The sequence below is a fragment of the Pseudomonas sp. BE134 genome, from assembly GCF_031456105.1.
In the GTDB taxonomy this organism is placed as follows: Bacteria; Pseudomonadota; Gammaproteobacteria; order Pseudomonadales; family Pseudomonadaceae; genus Aquipseudomonas.
In genome coordinates, this window is the sequence record NZ_JAVDUA010000020.1 from 108374 (window position 1) to 127872 (window position 19499).

The following is a 19499-nucleotide window of genomic DNA, read 5'->3' on the forward strand; positions in this document are numbered from 1 at the left end:
ACGCGGAGCGTCCATGGCGGCATTCCCACGCGGAGCGTGGGAACGATCAATCCCACCGAATCAGCGACCGAGGTACACCTCGATGACCCGCTCGTTGTCCTGCACTTGTTCCAGCGACCCTTCGGCCAGTACGCTGCCCTGGTGCAGCACGGTGACATGGTCGGCAATCGACCCCACAAACCCCATGTCGTGTTCCACCACCATCAATGAATGCTTGCCGGCCAGACTTTTGAACAGCTCGGCGGTGAATTCGGTTTCGGCGTCGGTCATGCCCGCTACTGGCTCGTCGAGCAGCAGCAATTGCGGGTCTTGCATCAGCAGCATACCGATCTCCAGAAACTGCTTCTGGCCGTGAGACAGCAGGCCTGCCGGGCGATTGACCGAAGTAGTCAAGCGAATGGTTTCCAGCACTTCAGTAATGCGATCTTTCTGCTCACCACTCAAACGCGCGCGCAGGCTGGCCCACACCGACTTGTCGGTTTTCTGCGCCAGTTCGAGATTCTCAAACACACTCAAGGCTTCGAACACTGTCGGCTTCTGGAACTTGCGACCGATCCCGGCCTGGGCAATCTGCACTTCGCTCATCTGCGTCAGGTCGAGGGTTTCACCGAACCAGGCCTTGCCGTGACTGGGGCGGGTCTTGCCGGTGATCACGTCCATCAGCGTGGTCTTTCCCGCGCCGTTGGGGCCGATGATGCAGCGCAGTTCGCCGACGCCGATGTATAGGTTCAGGTTGTTCAGCGCCCGGAAGCCGTCGAAGCTGACGCTGATGTCTTCCAGGGTCAGAATCGTGCCGTGGCGGGTATCGAGGCCTGGGCTGACGCGTTGGCCGTGGCTGATGGCGTCGCGGCTGGTGCCGGCGTCCTTGTTCGGCTCCGCGGGGAAAAAGGCCGGTTCGAGCATGAATTCAGCCGTCGCAGTGACTTTCATTGCTCACCCCTTTTTTTCAGCAAACCGATCACGCCTTTAGGCAGGTACAGGGTCACGACAATGAACAGCGCACCCAGGAAGAACAGCCAATATTCGGGGAACGCCACGGTGAACCAGCTCTTCATGCCGTTGACTACGCCGGCGCCCAACAGTGGGCCGATCAGCGTGCCGCGACCACCAAGAGCCACCCAGACCGCCGCTTCAATGGAGTTGGTCGGCGACATTTCGCTCGGGTTGATAATCCCGACCTGCGGTACGTACAGCGCACCGGCCAGGCCGCATAGCACCGCGCTCAACACCCAGACAAACAGCTTGAAGCCGCGCGGATCGTAGCCACAAAACATCAGGCGGTTTTCCGCATCGCGCAGGGCGGTCAGCACTCGACCGAATTTGCTCTGCGCCAGACGCCAGCCGATGAACAGGCTCGCCACCAGCAACACCACCGTGGCGAAAAACAACACGGCGCGGGTGCCCGGTTCCGTGATGCCGAAACCGAGAATAGTGCGGAAGTTGGTGAAGCCGTTATTGCCGCCAAAACCGGTTTCGTTGCGAAAGAACAGCAGCATCCCGGCGAAGGTCAGGGCCTGGGTCATGATCGAGAAATACACGCCCTTGATCCGCGAGCGGAAGGCGAAGAAGCCAAACACCAGCGCCAGCAATCCCGGCGCCAGGACCACCAGGCACATGGCCCAGAGGAAGCTACTGGTGCCGGTCCAGTACCACGGCAATTCGGTCCACGACAGAAAGGTCATGAACGCCGGCAAGCCATCGCCCGAGGCCTGGCGCATCAGGTACATGCCCATGGCGTAACCGCCGAGGGCGAAGAACAGGCCGTGGCCGAGTGACAGTAAACCGGCGTATCCCCAGACCAGATCCAGCGCCAGCGCGACGATGGCGTAGCAAAGAATCTTGCCCACCAATGTCAGGGTGTACGCCGAGACGTGCAGCGTGCTGTCCGGCGATAACAGCGACAGCAGCGGCAACGCCAGCAGCAGAACGAGGATCACCACACCGACAGCAATCGTGACTTTAGGGCCGGCCTTTTGCGTGGCCGTGAGCATCAGGGGCTGGTTCATCAGTCGATCACCCTTCCTTTCAGTGCGAAGAGGCCTTGCGGACGTTTCTGGATGAACAGAATGATCAGCGCGAGGATCAGGATCTTGCCGAGTACGGCGCCGATCTGCGGTTCAAGAATCTTGTTGGCAATACCGAGGCCGAACGCGGCGAACACGCTACCGGCCAACTGGCCGACACCACCGAGCACCACCACCAGGAACGAGTCGATGATGTAGCTCTGGCCGAGGTCCGGGCCGACGTTGCCGATCTGGCTCAGCGCCACGCCACCCAGGCCGGCGATGCCCGAGCCGAGGCCGAAGGCGAGCATGTCCACACGCCCGGTCGGCACACCGCAGCATGCGGCCATGTTGCGGTTCTGGGTGACGGCGCGCACGTTCAAACCCAGGCGGGTCTTGTTCAGCAGCAGCCAGGTCAGCACCACCACAAACAGCGCAAAGGCGATGATCACGATGCGGTTGTACGGCAGCACGAGGTTGGGCAGCACTTGAATCCCACCCGACAACCACTCGGGGTTGGCCACTTCAACGTTCTGCGCACCGAAGACCAGGCGAACCAGCTGAATCAGCATCAAACTGATGCCCCAGGTGGCGAGCAGGGTTTCCAGCGGGCGGCCGTAGAGGTGACGAATCACCGTGCGCTCCAGCGCCATGCCGATGGCGGCGGTGACGAAAAACGCCACCGGCAACGCAATCAACGGGTAGAACTCGATGGCGTTCGGGGCGTAGCGCTGGAACATCAGCTGCACCACATAGGTGGAGTAGGCGCCAAGCATCAGCATCTCGCCGTGGGCCATGTTGATCACGCCGAGCAGGCCAAAGGTGATCGCCAACCCCAGTGCGGCGAGCAGCAGGATCGAACCGAGGGACATGCCGCTGAACGCCTGACCGAGCAACTCGCCGATCAGCAGTTTGCGTTTGACTTGGGCGAGGCTGGTTTCGGCGGCGGTGACCACCATGGCGTCGGCTTCGACGCCCGGTTCCAGCAGGCTTTCGAGACGGGTGCGGGCGAGCGGGTCGCCGGTTTCACCGAGCAGTCGCACTGCGGCGAGGCGCACGGCCGGGGCGGTGTCGACCAGTTGCAGATTGGCCAGGGCTAGGCTGAGCGCGGCATGCACGCTTTCGTCCTCTTCGCTGGCGAGTTGCTGGTCGAGGAATTTCAACTGCGCGGGTTTGGCGCTTTTCTGTAATTGCTGCGCGGCAGCCAAACGGGTTTTGGCGTCGGCGGCGAGCAGTTGGTGACTGGCCAGCGCGGTGTCGATCAGACCCCGCAGGCGATTGTTCAGGCGCAAGGTTTTCGGTTGGCCATCGACGGTCAATTCACCTTGTTGCAGGGCGTTGATCAGCTCGATGCGAGCCGGGTCGGGCTGCGCAGCCCAGGACTCCAGCAGTTTGGCTTGCTGCACAGGGTTTGCGGCGACGAAGTCTTCGGTGTCGCTGGCAAATGTAGCCATTGGCAGCAACAGCGCAATGGCGAGAATCAGACGATAAAGGGCGGAGGGCATAGGTAGTCGCCTTGACACGGACATTGTGGGAGCGAGCCTGCTCGCGAAAGCGGTGTGCCAGACGACATCAATGTTGACTGACACTCCCTCTTCGCGAGCAGGCTCGCTTCCACAGGGGATTGTGTCGGGCCGGCCAACTGCGTCAGGCCCGACATCCAGTGGCTTAGTTGCTCTTCACCGCATATTCCGGCTTCTTGTCGTTGCCCTGAATGAACGGGCTCCACGGCTGGGCGCGGATCGGTCCTTCGGTCTGCCATACTACGTTGAACTGACCGTCGGCCTGGATTTCGCCGATCATCACCGGCTTGTGCAGGTGGTGGTTGGTTTTGTCCATGGTCAGCGTGTAACCGGATGGCGCGGCAAAGGTCTGGCCGGCGAGGGCTTCGCGGACTTTGTCGACGTCGGTGGACTTGGCTTTTTCAGCCGCTTGCGCCCACATGTGAATGCCGACGTAGGTGGCTTCCATCGGGTCGTTGGTCACCGCTTTGTCGGCGCCCGGCAGGTTGTGTTTCTTGGCGTAGGCTTTCCAGTCCGCGACGAATTTCTTGTTCGCCGGGTTCTCCACCGATTCAAAGTAGTTCCACGCCGCGAGGTTGCCCACCAGCGGTTTGGTGTCGATACCGCGCAGTTCTTCTTCGCCCACCGAGAACGCCACGACCGGAACGTCGGTGGCCTTCAGGCCCTGGTTGGCCAGCTCTTTATAGAACGGCACGTTGGAGTCGCCGTTGACCGTTGAGATAACCGCTGTCTTGCCACCGGCCGAGAATTTTTTGATGTTGGCCACGATGGTCTGGTAATCGGCGTGGCCGAACGGGGTGTAGACCTCTTCGATGTCCTTGTCCGCCACCCCTTTGGAATGCAGGAACGAACGCAGGATTTTGTTGGTGGTGCGCGGGTAAACGTAGTCGGTGCCGAGCAGGAAGTAGCGCTTGGCGCTGCCGCCTTCTTCGCTCATCAGGTATTCAACGGCGGGGATCGCTTGCTGGTTCGGCGCGGCGCCGGTGTAGAACACGTTGGGCGACATCTCTTCGCCTTCGTATTGCACCGGGTAGAACAGCAAGCCGTTGAGTTCTTCGAACACCGGCAACACCGATTTGCGCGAAACCGAAGTCCAGCAACCGAACACCACCGCGACCTTGTCCTGCGTCAGTAGCTGACGGCCCTTCTCGGCGAACAGCGGCCAGTTCGACGCCGGGTCCACCACCACCGGCTCCAGCATCTTGCCGTTCACGCCGCCCTTGGCGTTGATCTCATCGATGGTCATCAACGCCATGTCTTTGAGCGATGTTTCGGAGATCGCCATGGTGCCGGACAACGAATGCAGAATACCGACCTTGATGGTTTCGGCGGCCTGGATCGTCCAGGTCATGCCCATCGCGGCAATGCTTGCCGAGAGTGTAAAAGCCTTGATCAAGCTACGACGCTTCATTGTGCGATCTCCATGAACTGATGAGTTTTCTTGGTTGGCAGATGCGGACTACTGAAGGGTGTTTTGCAAGGGCTGTGCCGATTGGCAAAAGTCGCGAAAATGACGGGTTAGAGCGGTTGTGCGATTTTGCGACGCACCATGAAGGGACGAGCTTGGGGCAGTGGTGCGAGGGTGTGCGTCATTGTGGTGCTGCCGCGTGGCGGCAGCGGTGACGCAGAGGGGCTCAGTTGACGCCGGGAAAGGAGTCGACGTACTGGATCTTGAAATCGGGGAAGGAATCGACGATCTGGATTTTGTAATCAGGGAAACTATCGACAGTTTTCCACTTGCCCGGCGAGTCCGGGAAAGAGTCGACCTGCTGCACCTTCAGATCGGGAAAGGAGTCCACCACCTGCACCTTGTAGTCAGGGAAGCTGTCGACGAATTGGATCTTGCCGTAGATCTTCGAGACATCGACGGTGGTATCGGCCCATGCGACGCTGGAGCCGAACACCACCAACGACAGGAAAACTGATTTCAACATGAGGCTGATCCTGTGAGTCGTGATACTTGCAGTGTAGGGAATGTTGAGCCCCTGTGTGAGCGGGCTCAGGTGTTTCTAGGTGGGGACGACGTTATCCACCGCGCGGTTCACGGCCAGTTCCGCCAGCATGATGACCTGCTGAATCGCTATCGCTTTATGCCGTTGCGGGCCGATCAACTCGGCGGCGAAATCGCTGGTCAGGACACTGGCTGATGCCAAGGATTCACAGGCATTGACCAACAGGCTTTCGGTGTCGTTGTTCGGGGCAATCATGAACATGGTGCTGGGGCGGCGGGGTTTTTCGGTGTATTGGGGCGCAGGATCGAGGTAGTAGTCGAGGGCGCGCTTGATGGCGTCGCGGTCTCTGAGCAGGTCTTCGTCGCGAGATGTTTCGGGATCGGGGGTGGTGGTGTCGATGGGTGGGTCTGGAACAATCTTCTTATTCATCTTGGGGTCTACTCAATTGAGGCCACCACTTAATCGTTCTCACACGATGAAGGGGTGGCAGCTATGTGCGGAGTGAGAAACCGGTGACCCCAAATCCGGCCGGACCGAAGCCCGCCCGCACACAGCCGCCATAGACATTGCTGGCAGCGGATAAGCCGGCGGCAATTATGGTGGTACTGATGTTGGATTAACAGGGGCTACCGGGTTCTCACGCCCGATCACTGATGTGCAGTGACAGCCCCAGACTAGACAGCCTACGTCCGACGAACAACCTGAAAAAGTCGTGGGAAACGTCCGGTCATTTCGCATCCAGATAAACACACATAAACAACCCCGGAATCCCCACCCCCCCCCTGTGGGAGCGAGCCTGCTCGCGATGCTGGTGGCACATTCAGCATCTATGTGACTGGACATACCGCTATCGCGAGCAGGCTCGCTCCCACAGGGTTTGTGATTACTCAGGATGAAGATGAGGCCGATTCAGTCTGTCGACTGAAACGCGACAACAGCACCCGATCCAGCACCCAGACCACCACCATGGAAGCCCCCACCAGCGGGAATATCACGGCCAGGGCGAGCATGATGACCGTCGCGGTTTTCCATTTCGGCAGGTCGTGGCGCAGTGGCGGCACACCGAATTTGCCCTGTGGCCGACGCTTCCACCAGATCACCACGCCGCTGACGGCGCTGAGCAGGATCATCAGGCAAATCAGCAGCACGAGGATCTGGTTGACCACACCGAACATTTTGCCTTCATGCAGCATCACGCCGATTTCGGTGGCACGGGCGACGGTGCCGTATTGTTCGAAACGCACATCGGCCAGGACATCGCCGGTGTATTGATCGACATGCAGCGTGGCGTCGTTGCGCGGGTCGTCGGCGAATACGGCGATGGTGAACACGCCCGTCGCGGTTTTCGGGAAGGTGATGCTGTAACCCGGCTCGACCTTGCGTTGCACGGCGATGTTTTGCACGTCTTGCAGGCTGATGGTCGGGGCTGCGGGGCCAGCCTGCGCGCCGTCGTGGGCCATGTGTTCGGCGTGGTCGCCGCCGGACATTGGCATCAGCGTGTTTTCCATCGCCCAAGGCACGGTCTGTTGCGTGGCGGTGTTGAGGCTGCGGGCCTGTTCATCGGACTTGGGCACGTTGTCCCACATGGCGGCCGGGAACACGTTCCAGACGCCGGCGTATTGCGCGCCCCAGAACCCGGTCCAGGTCATGCCGCTGAGCAACATCACCAGCAACAACGACGCGCCCCAGAAACCGGTGACCGCGTGCAGGTCACGCCACAACACGCGACCGCGACTGGTCAGGCGTGGCCACAAAATGCCCGCCGCCTGGCCACGTGGCCACCACAGGAACACCCCGGACACCACCAGCACGATGCCCCAGCCGGCGGCCATTTCGATCAGTCGATCACCGACGGTGCCGATCATCAGCTCGCCGTGAATCGACCGCGCAACCGCTTGCAGATTCATCTTGGCGTCTTGCTCGCCGAGGATGTCACCCTGGTAGGGATCGATGAATACGTTGAGTTCTGTATCGCCATTGACCACGACAAATTGCGCGCTGCGCTCGGCGTTGACCGGTGGCAGGTACTGCTTGATGGTGGCTTGTGGATACGCTTCTTTGACCCGCTTGAGCAGGTCGTCGGCGGGTACGGTGTGGTGGCCGGCCGGGACGTTCAGCAGGCTGCCGTACATCAACGGATCGAGTTGTGGTTTGAACAGGTAAATGATGCCGGTCAGGGCCAGCATCACCATGAAGGGCGCCACGAACAAACCGGCATAAAAATGCCAACGCCAGGCCAGGTTGTAGAAATTCGGTTTGGGCTGTTTCATTGGTTGTGCTCCGCTTGGCGATTCAATTGTTTGTAAAAGATCGCAGCCTCGTTTCACTCGACAGCTCCTACAGGGTGTAAGCGTACCCATGCAGGAACCTGCGATCCTTTGCTTTTTTTTTAGAAACTCATGTCCACCTTGGTCCAGAGCGTTCGCCCCGGTTCTTTAATGGCTTGCGGGTTTTGGGCCGGATAGCCAAAACCGGCGTTGCCGGCCAGGTTCAAGTGCTCGGCGTACGCTTTGCCGAAAAGGTTGTCGACGCCGGTGCTGACCCTCCAGTGCTGGTCGATCCGGTAGGCACCGTTAAGCGAAAACACACCGAAGCCCGGGGTTTTGTCGAAGTCTTTGCCGACGACGTTGCCCTTGTTCAAATCGATGCGGTTTTGCGCGGCGACTACCCGCCACAACGCCCCGGCACTCCAGTTGTCTTCGCTGTAGGTGAGGCCGAAACGCGCGTCCAGTGGCGGCATTTGCGGCAGTGGGTTGCCGTCGCTGCTGTTCTTGCCCCAGGCGTAGGCGAGGGTTGCGTCGGCTTTCCAGTGGTTGGTCAACCGGTAGGCCGCACCGAGTTCGCCGCCCATGATGTCGGCGTCGATGTTTTGTGCCTGGGAGAGGGTGCCCGCCGGGGTCGGGATGTAGTTGAACAGGATGTAGTCGTGCACTTTTCCGACGTAACCCGAGGCCCAGGCATCGAGGTCTTCGGTCCGGTATTGCAGGCCGAAATCGAGCTGGGTGGTTTTCTCGGGCTTGATCGAATCGAAGGCATTCAACGAACCGGCGGGGCCGCTCTTGGGTGAAAACAGCTCCCAGTAATCCGGGAATCGTTCGGTGTGACCGAGGCCTGCGTAGAGGGTGGCCGGGCTGTCGGTCAGGTCATGCTCGTAACGGACGAAGCCGCTTGGCAGGGTGTCGGTGCGGGTGTCGTCGGCGGTCGGGTTGGGGCGTTTCGTCATCCCTGAACCGATGGTTTGCCGGTAATCCTTGGCCGAGGCGCGGTCCAGGCGCGCGCCGGTAATCAGCCGGTCACGGTCGGCGGCGTACCAGGTCAGTTCGCTGAAGACGCCGTAGTTGTGGAAGTCGGCGTCCTCGGTGTACGGCAGGTCCTTGTAGGTATTGATGCCCGCACTGCCGCGTTGGCGGTGTTCGCTGGTTTGCACGTCGATGCCGCTGATCAGCTGCACGACGGCCCAGCGCCAGGTACCTTTGACCCGGCCGCCGACGGTGCGACGGTCGACGTTCGACGCCCTCGGGCCGGACATCATTGCGCTGCCGGACGGTGTGCGCAGGGTGTAGTTGTCCATCACGTGGTCGGCGTAGTTGTAGTAAAGCTGGCCTTCGATCTTGTCCAGCACGTCGCCGACGTTCGATTTTTCGAAGCGCAGGCCAAGGCTTTCGCGCAGGAACTGCGAGCCGTCCATGCCGCGCCCGGCGTAACGTGCTTCACCATCGCTTTTGCCGGCGGTCAGCTCCAGCAGGGTGTCGGTGTCCGGGGTCCAGCCGAGCGCGACGTCGCCGTTCCACTTGTCATAGCGCGAAGGCACGGTCTCGTTGTTGCCATCGCGGTAGTCGTCGGCGTGCGCGGTGTTGCCGATTACCCGCACGTAGCCCAGCGGCCCACCGGCAGCGGTGTCCACCAGTTTGTCGAAGCGGCCGTTGGAGCCGGCCAGCATGCTGGCATTCACCCGGGTGCCGAGTTCGCCAAAACTCTCCGGTTCCCGGTCGAAGAGGATGGTCCCGGCGGACGCACCCGGCCCCCACAGTACGGTTTGCGGGCCTTTGATGACGGTGAGTTTGTCGTAGGTTTCTGGCGACAGGTAGGAGGTTGGCGCATCCATCCGACCGGGGCAGGCGCCCAATAATTGGCCACCGTTGGTGAGGATGTTCATGCGCGAGCCGAACATGCCGCGCAGCACCGGGTCGCCGTTGGTGCCGCCGTTACGCACGAGGGCGAAGCCGGGGATGGTTTTCAAATAGTCGCCACCGTCACTGGCCGGCACCGGTTGGCGCGGATCCTTGGGGTTGGTGACGATGGTCAGCGGCGAGCTGGGAGAGATCGCGGTGATGACCGTCGGGCTCAGCTCTTCGCTGTGGCCGGCCTGTTCATGGGCCAACGCCATCGGCGTCAACAGGGCGCTACACAGCAATGCGGTGGCGTGCCTGAATCGAACACTGGGTTCGTTCTGGGCAAAAGTAGCTTGGGCAGGGCTCAAGCGTGAGTCAGCAGAAAACCTGGACATGACAATTTCCATCGAACGGCATAAACGACACGGCCGGCAGCCGGGGGCTGGATTCTTGGCCGTGTGAGATCAGAGGTGAGTGTTTACGCGACGATGGGCGGGGCGCGGGTTCGGGCGCCGGGGAAGAAGGGTTGCCGGGCGTAGCCCAGGCGGGGGGAAGGGGGGGAGAACCTGTTGGCGGGCGGGGTGTTGAAGGTTGTGAACGAAACACCGCCGGTCAGCGCCGGGCAATTGAACAGCAGGCTGCAATAGCCGCATTTTTCCCAGAGCGCGTGATGCGAGGTTTCGGGCGGGCAGTGTTCTGCGGCGGGTTGCGCGCCGTGGTCGGCGTGCTCCATGGCCGACATGTCCATGCTCATGTCCATCGACATGGTCATGGCAGAGGCGCGTTGATCCATCGGCATCGACTGGGAAATCAGCGGGCCGATAAAGATCATCAACATGGCGAACAGGCTGATCCAGCTGCCGCGCGTCAGGCTCAATGACTGACGACGTGACGCGGATGACCTGACGCTAAGCGGGCGCATGGCGGCTTCTGCTCAGTCGATTACTGGGCGTGAGCGTGCATCTGCGGGTTTTCCGACGGTTTCTTTTGCACGGCGACTTCAACCGTCACATCGCCGGCCTTCTCGAAATGCATCGTCAGCGGGAAGTGTTTGCCGTCGCTCAACAGGCTGCGATCCTTCAGTCCCAGCAGCATCACGTGATAGGCCATCGGCGCAAACGTTACTGTGCCGCCAGCGGGAATCTCGACGCTCGGCACGTGTTGCATCTTCATCAGATCGTTCTGCATGACGTGCTCGTGCAGTTGCGCCTCACCGGAAATCGGCGAATCGACACTGAACAAGCGGTCAGCGGATTTGCCGCTGTTGTGAATCACGAAATAGGCGGCAACGGTTGGCGCGTTGGGCGGCAACTCCTGCGACCACGGGTGGGTGATTTCCAACTCACCGACTGTGTAGTCTTGGGCATTGGCAAAGCAGGCAGGCAGCAGCAACGCAGCCAAAACGATGAGTTTGTTCAACATGACAATTCTCCGGAACGATTCAAAACGCAGTTCAATTGCGAGAAGGAATCAGACCAGAGGGGACGCGCGGGGGTTGAGGCTTGGCCATTGCTGGCGCGGTGTGGGGGTGTCGAGTGTGGCGGCAGGCAGGCTTCGATTGCTCTCGAACTGCGCGAAATACAGCTGCGGCTCATGCCCTGGCAGCGCCACCAAAGGAGCGGAACCCGAGCAACACCAGCAGTGCTGCATGTTGGAATGATCGTCGCCCTGTGGTGCTTTCTGTTCGATATCCCCCAGGGAAATCGCCACCATCTTGGTGCCGCTGGAGGTGCAGTAACTGCCCCACAACAATTGCTCGGCGGGCGATTTCGCCGACTGCGCCATCGCATTGCTCATCGGCATGGCGAGCATGTTGAACAGCACTGCGAAGCAGGCGATCCAGGCGATTGCAAGCCGATGTCGGGACATGGGACTAATCCGGTGGGTGGGCGATCAAGCGCGGCTATTTAGCCTGATCAGGGCCGATAAGTAAAAAAGCGGCGTGCGGTGTGGTGTCGCAGTGCCACGCTTTCATAAACTTCATGATAGTCGCGAATTTCAGATTGCCAGTGCCGTCCAGCTGAGGTCGAGTACTTTTTTGTAGCAGCTGCCGAAGGCTGCGTCCGGCTGCGCAGCAGTCGTAAATCCTGCATCCACGGTTAGCCTGAAAAATCGAGGTGCCCGATTTTACGACTGCTGCGCAGCCGGACGCAGGCTTCGCCAGCTGCTACAGGTTATGTGGTGTTTTTGATGGCAGGGCTGCCAGCAGGTCCGCCACCGTACTGAACTCACGATCAACCTGTGGTAACACAGGCCTGCGCAAAACAATCACCGGCACCCCGCGCTCCCGCGCCACTTCCAGCTTCGGCTCGGTCGCCGTGCTGCCGCTGTTCTTGCTGATCAGCACATCAATCTGCCGACGCTCAAACAGTTCACGCTCATCCTCGATGACAAACGGCCCCCGCGCGCCGATGACTTCGCAACGGTCGTTGCCGGGGTAAACGTCCAGCGCGCGCAAGGTCCAGAATTGCTCTGGCGGGATTTCGTGCAGGTGCTGCAACGGTTCGCGGCCGAGGGTGAACAAGGGGCGATGGAAGGGTTTCAGGGTTTCGATCAGTTCGGCCCAATCGCCGACTTCGCGCCAGTCATCCCCAGCCTGAGGTTGCCAGGCGGGTCGGCGGAGCGCCCAGCAGGCAATGCCGGTCAACTGCGCGGCGGAGGCGGCGTTGTGGCTGATTTGGGCGGCGTAAGGGTGGGTCGCATCCAGCAGCAGATCAATCCCTTCGTCGCGAATGAATTGCGCCAGACCTTCTGCACCGCCATAACCACCGACGCGCACCCGGCAGGTCAAATCGGTCGGCACGCGACCCACGCCGGCGAGGCTGTAGATGTGTTCAGGCCCAAGGGCTCGAGCGATGGCCAAGGCTTCCGTAACGCCACCGAGCAGCAAAATGCGCTTCATTGAAAAGCTCCCGCATGGCCGACGATCCCGCCCTGACGATCAATAGCGAACACTTCAACCTGAACCTGCGCCGGCACCACGCTGCGGGCAAACTCCAGGGCGTGTTGACACACCGCATCACCCAGCGCGATACCCGCAGCGGCCGCCATCGCCAAAGCCTGCTGGCTGGTATTGGCTTCGCGAATAGCCTGTTGCAGTGCTTCATCAGCGCCGACCGCCGCCGCCCATTGGGCCAGTTGCGGCAGGTCAATGCTCGAATGCCGACTGTGCAAATCCATGTGTCCGGCCGCCAGTTTGCTGATCTTGCCGAAGCCGCCGCACAGGCTGAGTTTATCCACAGGCACTTTGCGCAGGTGTTTGAGCACGGCGCCGACGAAGTCGCCCATTTCGATCAGGGCGATTTCCGGCAAGTCATAGACCCGGCGCATGGTGTCTTCGCTGGCGTTGCCGGTGCAGGCGGCGATGTGCAGGTAGCCGTTGGTTTTGGCAACGTCGATGCCTTGATGGATCGAGGCGATGTAGGCCGCGCAGGAAAACGGCCGGACGATGCCGCTGGTGCCGAGAATTGATAAGCCGCCAAGAATCCCCAGTCGCGGGTTCATGGTTTTCAGCGCCAGGGCTTCGCCGTCCTCGACGTTGACGGTGACTTCGAAGCCGCCGTTGTAGCTGAGCTCCTTAGCCAGCAACGTCAGGTGATCGGTGATCATTTTGCGCGGCACCGGGTTGATCGCCGGTTCGCCGACGCCCAGCACCAAACCGGGGCGCGTCACCGTGCCGACACCGCGCCCGGCCTTGAAACGAATGCCCGGTTCGGCGCTCAGGCGCACTTGTGTGTACAGCAGGGCGCCGTGGGTCACGTCAGGGTCATCGCCGGCGTCCTTGAGGGTCCCGGCTTCGGCGCCGTCGTCGGTCAGGCGACAAAACTCCAGGCGCATCTGCACCTGCTTGCCCTTGGGCAACACGATCTCGACCGCGTCCGCACTCATCCCGGCCAACAACAGCCGGGCCGCCGCCAGACTGGTGGCGGTGGCGCAACTGCCTGTGGTCAGACCGCTGCGTAGCGGGGCGGGTTGTTCGGCGGTTTCGTCACGCATCGTGGGGCTTCGTCACGTCCAGCAAGGTGATGGGCAAAGCCTGGCGCCAGGTGTCGAACTCACCCAGCGGTTGGGCCTGAGCGATGTGGATGCGGGTCAGTTCACCGCCATGCTGTTCGCGCCAGGCCATCAGGGTCATTTCACTTTGCAGCGTGACCGCGTTGGCTATCAGTCGGCCGCCGGGTTTGAGTTGCGCCCAGCAGGTGTCGAGCACGCCTTCGCGGGTGACGCCGCCACCGATGAAAATCGCGTCCGGGCGTTCGAGCCCGGTCAGGGCCTGTGGCGCGTTGCCGCGAATCAGTTGCAGGCCGGGAACACCGAGGGCGTCGCGGTTGTGTTCGATTAGCAACTGCCGGCCGCCATCGGCTTCGATGGCCAGTGCACGGCAGCTGGGGTGGGCGCGCATCCATTCGATACCGATCGAGCCGCTGCCGGCGCCGACGTCCCACAGCAATTCACCGGGAGTCGGAGCGAGGCGGGCGAGGGTGATGGCGCGCACGTCGCGCTTGGTCAGTTGGCCGTCGTGCTTGAAGGCGGAGTCCGGCAGCCCGGCCAGTCGCGAAAAGCGCGGCGTGTTCGATTCGGCGATGCACTCGATGGCGGTCAGGTTCAGATCGGCAACTGTCGGATCATTCCAGTCGTTGGCAACGCCATCGATCCGGCGTTCGGCGGCACCGTCCAAATGTTCCAGCACGCTCAGGCGGCTTGGCCCAAAACCGCTTTCGCGCAGCAGTGCGGCAATCGCGGCCGGGCTTTGACCGTCGTTGCTCAGCACCAGCAGACGCACGCCGCTGAACAACTGCGCATTGAGGGCGGCGATCGGCCGGGCAACCACTGACAGCGTGACCACCTCATGCAACGGCCAGCCCATTCGTGCTGCCGCGAGGGAGCAGGAGGAGGGTGCTGGCAGGATCTGCATTTCATTCGCGGGCACTTGCCGCGCCAGGCTGGCGCCCACGCCGAAGAACATCGGATCGCCGCTGGCCAGTACGCACACTGGCTCACCGCGACGGGCCAACATTGACTCCAGGGAAAACGGACTCGGCCACAATTGGCGCTCGCCACGGATGCACACCGGTAGCAAATCCAGTTGGCGCTGGCCGCCAATGATCCGCGAAGCGCGCAACAAAGCGTGTCGGGCGTTTCTGCCCAGGCCCTTGAAGCCTTCTTCACCGATTCCCACTACTGTCAGCCAGGGTGACATCTGCAGTCCTTAAAAATAGTCCTCAACCGGACGGTTCCGACGGGCAGGCTTTTCATGCCGCCTGACAAAGCAGGCATAATACCGCGCCTTCGCCCGCGAAGCGCCTTTCCCACACAGCCGGTCGCCCCCTTGAACGAACGCCCGATGTCCACTGCCTTACGCCCCTCGGCTTGCCCGGGGTTGCTACGTATTGTTCAGGCGCTGGATGGTGGTATCTGTCGGATCAAGTTGAATGGCGGTGCGATCAGTGCCGATCAGGCCGAAGCGGTTGCGGAAGCGGCCGAACGGTTTGCCGGCGGCGTGATCGAGGCGACCAACCGCGCCAACCTGCAAATTCGCGGGATCGGCAGCGAACACGGGGCATTGGTCGACAGCCTGATGGCGGCCGGGCTCGGCCCGAGCAGCGTCGCTGGTGATGATGTGCGCAACCTGATGCTCAGCCCGAGCGCCGGGATTGACCGGCAGAGGCTGCTCGACACGCGCCCGTTGGCCGGGCAGATTCTCGCCACGCTGCAATGCGATGCACGCATGCACGACCTCAGCGCCAAATTTGCCGTGCAACTGGATGGCGGCGAAGGTTTGGCAATGCTCGAACATCCCCACGACCTGTGGCTTTCAGCGGTTGAGCGAGACGGCGAACAACGTTGGGCCTTCGGTCTGGCCGGGTGTCCGACAGACATACCCGCTGGTTCGGTGTCGCTGGATCAAGGCCATGCGCTGGTGGTCGCAGTACTGGAGTTGTTTCTTGAGTTGGCGCGGCCCGACCAGACCCGCATGCGTCATCTGCTCGCCGACAGTTCGCTCGACCGGTTTCTCGCTCGACTGGCCGAACGTGTGCCGCTGATAGCCATAGAGGACTGGCAGCGCAAGACAGGTTCGAATGTCTTGCACATCGGCGCCCATCCGCAACGTGACGCCGAACGTGCGTACATCGGCGCAGTGCCACCGCTGGGTCGTCTCGATCCCTCGATGCTGCGGGGTGTCGCACAACTGGCGCGGCAGCAGGGCGACGGCAGCCTGCGTTTTACACCTTGGCAAAGCCTGTTGCTGCCCGGTGTTCAAGCCGACCATGCAGCTCAAGTTATCCACAGCCTCGAACAACTCGGCCTGCGCTGCTCGGCCGATGATGCCTTGGCACAACTGATCGCCTGCACCGGCTCCAGCGGTTGTGGCAAAGGCTTGGCCGACACCAAGGGCGATGCCCGGAATCTGGCGGCGCTGCTGCAACGTCAGGGTCCTGCGCTGAACGTTCACCTGTCAGGTTGCTCGCGTTCTTGCGCCGCTGCGCACATCGCGCCGATCACTTTGCTGGCGGTTTCTGCCGGCCACTACGACCTCTATTTTCGCGATGCAGCACAGCCCGGTTTCGGCGCGCTGCACGCACGCAATCTTACTATTGAAGCGGTCGCAGCCTTGCTCGACGACCGTTCACGGAGCTCCCTAGATGCTTGATTACATCCGCGACGGTCAGGAGATCTATCGCAACTCCTTCGCGATCATCCGCGCCGAGGCCAACCTGGCGCGCATCCCCGCCGATCTGGAAAAACTCGCGGTGCGGGTGATTCACGCCTGCGGCATGGTCGATGCCATCGACGGCCTGCAGTTTTCCGAAGGCGCGGGCAAGGCCGGGCGCGAGGCGCTGGCCGCCGGTGCGCCGATTCTGTGCGATGCGCGGATGGTCAGCGAAGGCGTCACGCGTACGCGCTTGCCCGCCAACAACGAAGTCATATGTACACTGCGCGATGACAGCGTCCCGGACCTGGCTCGTGAGTTGGGCAACACCCGTTCCGCCGCCGCGCTGGAACTGTGGCGCCCGCACCTGGAGGGCAGCGTGGTGGTGATCGGCAACGCGCCGACCGCACTGTTTTATCTGCTGGAAATGCTCGACGCCGGTGCGCCGAAACCGGCCCTGATCCTCGGCTTTCCCGTGGGCTTCGTCGGCGCCGCTGAATCCAAGGCCGCGCTCGCTGCCAACAGTCGCGGTGTGCCGTTTGTGATCATGCAAGGCCGGCTGGGTGGTAGCGCCATGGCTGCCGCCGCTGTTAATGCCCTCGCCACGGAGATTGAATGATGCAGCAATCTGGACGCTTGATCGGCCTGGGCGTCGGCCCCGGTGATCCGGAACTGATTACCGTCAAAGCCCTGCGCCTGCTGCGCGAATCGCCAGTGGTGGCGTACTTCGTCGCCAAGGGCAAAAAGGGCAACGCCTTCGGCATCATCGAAGCGCATTTGCAGGACGCGCAAACGCTGCTGCCGCTGGTGTACCCGGTGACCACCGAAGCACTGCCGGCGCCGCTTTCCTATGAGCAAGTGATCAGCGATTTCTACGATGCGGCTGGCGAAGAACTCGCCGCGCATCTGGACGCGGGTCGTGATGTGGCGGTGATCTGCGAAGGCGATCCGTTTTTCTACGGCTCTTACATGTACCTGCATGATCGTCTGGCCGAACGCTATGAAGCCGAAGTCGTGCCGGGCGTGTGCTCGATGCTGGGTGGCGCTTCGGTGCTGGGTGCGCCGTTGGTGTACCGCAATCAGAGTTTGTCGGTGCTGTCCGGCGTGCTTCCTCATGACGACCTCAAGCGTCGGCTGGCCGATGCGGATGCGGCGGTGATCATGAAGCTGGGGCGCAATTTCCCCAAGGTCCGTCAGGTGCTGGAAGAACTTGGTCTGGCGGAACGTGCGCTGTACGTCGAGCGCGCGACCATGGCCAACCAGAAAATCGTCCCGCTCAATGAGGTCGAGCCGATGTCCTCGCCGTACTTCTCGTTGATCATCGTTCCCGGTGAAAGGTGGCAAGGCTGATGGCCCGTCCAGTTCCGGCGATTGTCATTCTGGGCAACGGCAGCCTCGCGACCGCACGCAAGATTCAGCAGGTATACCCCGGCGCGTTGATCCACGGCCTGGCTGAACGGGTTGAAGGTGCAGACCGTGTGTATCACGAGTTCGGCGCAACCTTGCGTGAGTTTTATCAACAGGACACGCCGATCATCGCTTTGTGCGCGGCCGGGATCGTGATCCGCACACTGGCGCCGTTGTTGCTGGAGAAAGGCGCCGAGCCGCCGGTACTGGCCGTGGCCGAAGACGGCAGCGCCGTGGTGCCGCTGCTCGGTGGGCTCGGTGGCGTGAATGTCATGGCTCGGGAGATTGCCGCCGGTCTTGAGGTCGCAGCGGCGATTACTACCAGCGGTGAGTTGCGCTTCGGCACCTGTTTGCTCAATCCTCCAAGTGGTTATGCGCTCGGTGACCTGGAGTTGGGTAAACGCTTTGTCTCGGATTTGCTGGCCGGCCAGAGCGTGCGTATCGAAGGCGCGGCACCGTGGCTGGCGCAGGCGCAGTTACCGGAGGATCCGCAGGCGCAGTTGTCGATTCACATTGGCAGTGCCACGCGTACGCCAGCGGCCAATGAGTTGATGATTTATCCGCGCAGTGTGTTGGTGGCGGTGAATGCTGATGTGGCGGATCTGCCGAACTCAATTCGCGCGGCGCTGCATCAGGCGAACATCGCCGTGCAATCGGTGGCTTGCCTGTTGGCCAGTGATCAGCACATGGCCAATGCAGCGTTGCGTGAAGCGGCGCTTGAGTTGGGCGTGCCTTTGCGATTTGCGTCGACTGCCGGCGGAGCCGGTGAGGTGGTCCGTGAGGCGCTGCCGAACGCCTCCATCCTTTCGACTGACAAGGACATTGCCATCGCGGTAGCCAGCGAACCGCTGGAGCCTGCGCGAATCGGTCGCCCGCGCGGTCGTCTGGCGGTAATCGGCCTGGGCCCTGGCGCTGCCGAATTGATGGTGCCAGCGGTCAAGACCGAACTGGCGCGCGCCAATGATGTGCTCGGTTACGAAACCTACGTGCGCATGGCCGGGCCGTTTCGCGACGATCAGGTGCTGCACTGCACCGACAACCGTGAAGAAATGCAGCGCGCTCGCCATGCGTTCGAACTGGCGGCCCAAGGGCGCTCGGTGGTGGTCGTATCGTCCGGCGATCCCGGCGTGTTCGCCATGGCGGCGGCGGTGCTTGAAGCGCTACACGAATCGAATGAGCCAACGTGGCACAGCGTTGATCTGGAGATTCTCCCGGGCGTTTCTGCTTCCCTGGCAACCGCCGCTCAGGCCGGTGCGCCGTTGGGGCACGACTTCTGCGTGATGTCCCTGTCGGACAACCTCAAGCCTTGGGCAATCATCGAGAAACGCCTGGATCTGGCGTCTCAGGCTGACTTGGCGCTTGCGTTCTACAACCCGATCTCGCGTTCACGTCCCTGGCAGTTGGGGCGGGCACTGGAGATTGTCGCGCAACACCGCACCGCAGAAACGCCCGTGGTGCTGGGGCGGGACATTGGGCGACCGGGCCAGACCTTGCGCGTCACCACGCTGGGGCAGTTGACCCCGGATCAGGTGGACATGCGCACCATGGTGTTGATCGGCTCCAGCACCACCTGTGTGTTCCCGCGTGCCGAGGGTGGCAAGTGGGTGTATACGCCGCGCTGGTATGGCGACAAGCCAACTTCATAATAGTCTGCGGCCTCATTCCGAGGCCGCTTTATATTTGCTGATATTTAGTTAATGTCGAACTCTTGCAACGGTGTTTTTACAAGTGTCGGTGTAAGTGTGTGTTTTAACGGTAAGCGCTCCATGAACCCCACCCATTCAAAATAGGCGGCGCGCTTAGCGAGGCGATGTAAGCGAGCAGCTCCAAGGGATCAAGGCTTCGCAATC

At 61.6% G+C, this 19499-nt stretch carries 18 protein-coding genes; 4 read left to right on the forward strand and 14 right to left on the reverse strand.

Going from position 1 to position 19499, the window contains the following annotated elements; translation table 11 throughout:
- Positions 1-60: 60 nt before the first annotated feature.
- From urtD to cbiE, 14 genes are all read right to left on the reverse strand, one after another.
- Positions 61-930 carry an urea ABC transporter ATP-binding protein UrtD gene (gene urtD, locus J2Y56_RS17760; RefSeq protein ID WP_310351656.1) on the reverse strand — a complete coding sequence of 290 codons (870 nt, stop codon included), beginning with the start codon at positions 928-930 and terminating at the stop codon, positions 61-63.
- Entirely contained in the window at positions 927-2006 is a 1080-nt protein-coding gene (gene urtC, locus J2Y56_RS17765; RefSeq protein ID WP_310336639.1) for an urea ABC transporter permease subunit UrtC, read from the reverse strand. Before urtC ends, urtD begins: the two co-directional genes overlap by 4 nt.
- Positions 2006-3508 (reverse strand): urea ABC transporter permease subunit UrtB, encoded by a 1503-nt coding sequence (gene urtB / locus J2Y56_RS17770; RefSeq protein WP_310351659.1) that lies wholly within the window; start codon positions 3506-3508, stop codon positions 2006-2008. Before urtB ends, urtC begins: the two co-directional genes overlap by 1 nt.
- A 163-nt stretch (positions 3509-3671) precedes the next feature.
- Complete coding sequence (gene urtA, locus J2Y56_RS17775; RefSeq protein ID WP_007945241.1) at positions 3672-4937, reverse strand: urea ABC transporter substrate-binding protein; 1266 nt, start codon at positions 4935-4937, stop codon at positions 3672-3674.
- 223 nt (positions 4938-5160) lie between these two features.
- Positions 5161-5460 (reverse strand): hypothetical protein, encoded by a 300-nt coding sequence (locus tag J2Y56_RS17780; protein WP_007945240.1) that lies wholly within the window; start codon positions 5458-5460, stop codon positions 5161-5163.
- A gap of 75 nt (positions 5461-5535) precedes the next feature.
- Entirely contained in the window at positions 5536-5907 is a 372-nt protein-coding gene (locus J2Y56_RS17785) for a DUF6124 family protein (protein WP_007945239.1), read from the reverse strand.
- Between the two features lie 458 nt (positions 5908-6365).
- A complete protein-coding gene (locus tag J2Y56_RS17790) occupies positions 6366-7748 on the reverse strand; it encodes a PepSY domain-containing protein (RefSeq protein WP_310351662.1) in 1383 nt (460 codons plus the stop codon).
- A 119-nt stretch (positions 7749-7867) separates the two neighbouring features.
- Positions 7868-9985 (reverse strand): TonB-dependent copper receptor, encoded by a 2118-nt coding sequence (locus J2Y56_RS17795; RefSeq protein ID WP_310351665.1) that lies wholly within the window; start codon positions 9983-9985, stop codon positions 7868-7870.
- Positions 9986-10068: 83 nt separating this feature from the next.
- Positions 10069-10512 (reverse strand): DUF2946 domain-containing protein, encoded by a 444-nt coding sequence (locus J2Y56_RS17800; protein ID WP_007945235.1) that lies wholly within the window; start codon positions 10510-10512, stop codon positions 10069-10071.
- A 20-nt stretch (positions 10513-10532) separates the two neighbouring features.
- Entirely contained in the window at positions 10533-11012 is a 480-nt protein-coding gene (locus J2Y56_RS17805; RefSeq protein ID WP_310351668.1) for a copper chaperone PCu(A)C, read from the reverse strand.
- Between the two features lie 48 nt (positions 11013-11060).
- Entirely contained in the window at positions 11061-11459 is a 399-nt protein-coding gene (locus J2Y56_RS17810; RefSeq protein WP_007945233.1) for a DUF2946 domain-containing protein, read from the reverse strand.
- A gap of 298 nt (positions 11460-11757) precedes the next feature.
- Positions 11758-12492, reverse strand: a complete 735-nt coding sequence (locus tag J2Y56_RS17815; protein ID WP_007945232.1) for a cobalt-precorrin-6A reductase — start codon at positions 12490-12492, stop codon at positions 11758-11760.
- The gene (locus J2Y56_RS17820) at positions 12489-13586 is read right to left on the reverse strand and encodes a cobalt-precorrin-5B (C(1))-methyltransferase (protein WP_007945231.1); all 1098 of its coding nucleotides are present in this window, start codon (positions 13584-13586) and stop codon (positions 12489-12491) included. Before J2Y56_RS17820 ends, J2Y56_RS17815 begins: the two co-directional genes overlap by 4 nt.
- Positions 13579-14790: a precorrin-6y C5,15-methyltransferase (decarboxylating) subunit CbiE gene (gene cbiE / locus J2Y56_RS17825; protein ID WP_310351671.1), complete on the reverse strand. Its 1212-nt coding sequence runs from the start codon at positions 14788-14790 to the stop codon at positions 13579-13581. The genes J2Y56_RS17820 and cbiE overlap by 8 nt, the downstream gene beginning before the upstream one ends.
- A 144-nt stretch (positions 14791-14934) precedes the next feature.
- Between cbiE and cobG the strand changes: the two genes are divergently transcribed.
- From cobG to cobJ, 4 genes are read left to right on the forward strand one after another with little or no spacing between them, the layout of a single operon-like run.
- On the forward strand, positions 14935-16242 hold the full coding sequence (cobG, locus tag J2Y56_RS17830) for a precorrin-3B synthase (RefSeq protein ID WP_033049176.1): 1308 nt from the start codon (positions 14935-14937) through the stop codon (positions 16240-16242).
- Positions 16235-16861, forward strand: coding sequence for a precorrin-8X methylmutase (locus tag J2Y56_RS17835; RefSeq protein ID WP_310351673.1), 627 nt, complete (start codon positions 16235-16237; stop codon positions 16859-16861). The genes cobG and J2Y56_RS17835 overlap by 8 nt, the downstream gene beginning before the upstream one ends.
- Entirely contained in the window at positions 16861-17592 is a 732-nt protein-coding gene (locus J2Y56_RS17840) for a precorrin-2 C(20)-methyltransferase (protein WP_310351680.1), read from the forward strand. Before J2Y56_RS17835 ends, J2Y56_RS17840 begins: the two co-directional genes overlap by 1 nt.
- Complete coding sequence (gene cobJ / locus J2Y56_RS17845) at positions 17592-19295, forward strand: precorrin-3B C(17)-methyltransferase (RefSeq protein WP_310351676.1); 1704 nt, start codon at positions 17592-17594, stop codon at positions 19293-19295. The genes J2Y56_RS17840 and cobJ overlap by 1 nt, the downstream gene beginning before the upstream one ends.
- Positions 19296-19499: the final 204 nt, after the last annotated feature.

Coding starts and splice junctions, on each gene's coding strand:
- cobJ (WP_310351676.1), top strand. CDS start 17,592: ATGGCCCGTCCAGTTCCGGCGATTGTCATTCTGGGCAACGGCAGCCTC.
- urtA (WP_007945241.1), bottom strand. CDS start 4,937: ATGAAGCGTCGTAGCTTGATCAAGGCTTTTACACTCTCGGCAAGCATT.
- J2Y56_RS17785 (WP_007945239.1), bottom strand. CDS start 5,907: ATGAATAAGAAGATTGTTCCAGACCCACCCATCGACACCACCACCCCC.
- J2Y56_RS17810 (WP_007945233.1), bottom strand. CDS start 11,459: ATGTCCCGACATCGGCTTGCAATCGCCTGGATCGCCTGCTTCGCAGTG.
- urtB (WP_310351659.1), bottom strand. CDS start 3,508: ATGCCCTCCGCCCTTTATCGTCTGATTCTCGCCATTGCGCTGTTGCTG.
- J2Y56_RS17815 (WP_007945232.1), bottom strand. CDS start 12,492: ATGAAGCGCATTTTGCTGCTCGGTGGCGTTACGGAAGCCTTGGCCATC.
- J2Y56_RS17790 (WP_310351662.1), bottom strand. CDS start 7,748: ATGAAACAGCCCAAACCGAATTTCTACAACCTGGCCTGGCGTTGGCAT.
- J2Y56_RS17795 (WP_310351665.1), bottom strand. CDS start 9,985: ATGTCCAGGTTTTCTGCTGACTCACGCTTGAGCCCTGCCCAAGCTACT.
- urtD (WP_310351656.1), bottom strand. CDS start 930: ATGAAAGTCACTGCGACGGCTGAATTCATGCTCGAACCGGCCTTTTTC.
- J2Y56_RS17780 (WP_007945240.1), bottom strand. CDS start 5,460: ATGTTGAAATCAGTTTTCCTGTCGTTGGTGGTGTTCGGCTCCAGCGTC.
- J2Y56_RS17820 (WP_007945231.1), bottom strand. CDS start 13,586: ATGCGTGACGAAACCGCCGAACAACCCGCCCCGCTACGCAGCGGTCTG.
- cbiE (WP_310351671.1), bottom strand. CDS start 14,790: ATGTCACCCTGGCTGACAGTAGTGGGAATCGGTGAAGAAGGCTTCAAG.
- J2Y56_RS17805 (WP_310351668.1), bottom strand. CDS start 11,012: ATGTTGAACAAACTCATCGTTTTGGCTGCGTTGCTGCTGCCTGCCTGC.
- J2Y56_RS17835 (WP_310351673.1), top strand. CDS start 16,235: ATGCTTGATTACATCCGCGACGGTCAGGAGATCTATCGCAACTCCTTC.
- cobG (WP_033049176.1), top strand. CDS start 14,935: ATGTCCACTGCCTTACGCCCCTCGGCTTGCCCGGGGTTGCTACGTATT.
- J2Y56_RS17800 (WP_007945235.1), bottom strand. CDS start 10,512: ATGCGCCCGCTTAGCGTCAGGTCATCCGCGTCACGTCGTCAGTCATTG.
- urtC (WP_310336639.1), bottom strand. CDS start 2,006: ATGAACCAGCCCCTGATGCTCACGGCCACGCAAAAGGCCGGCCCTAAA.
- J2Y56_RS17840 (WP_310351680.1), top strand. CDS start 16,861: ATGCAGCAATCTGGACGCTTGATCGGCCTGGGCGTCGGCCCCGGTGAT.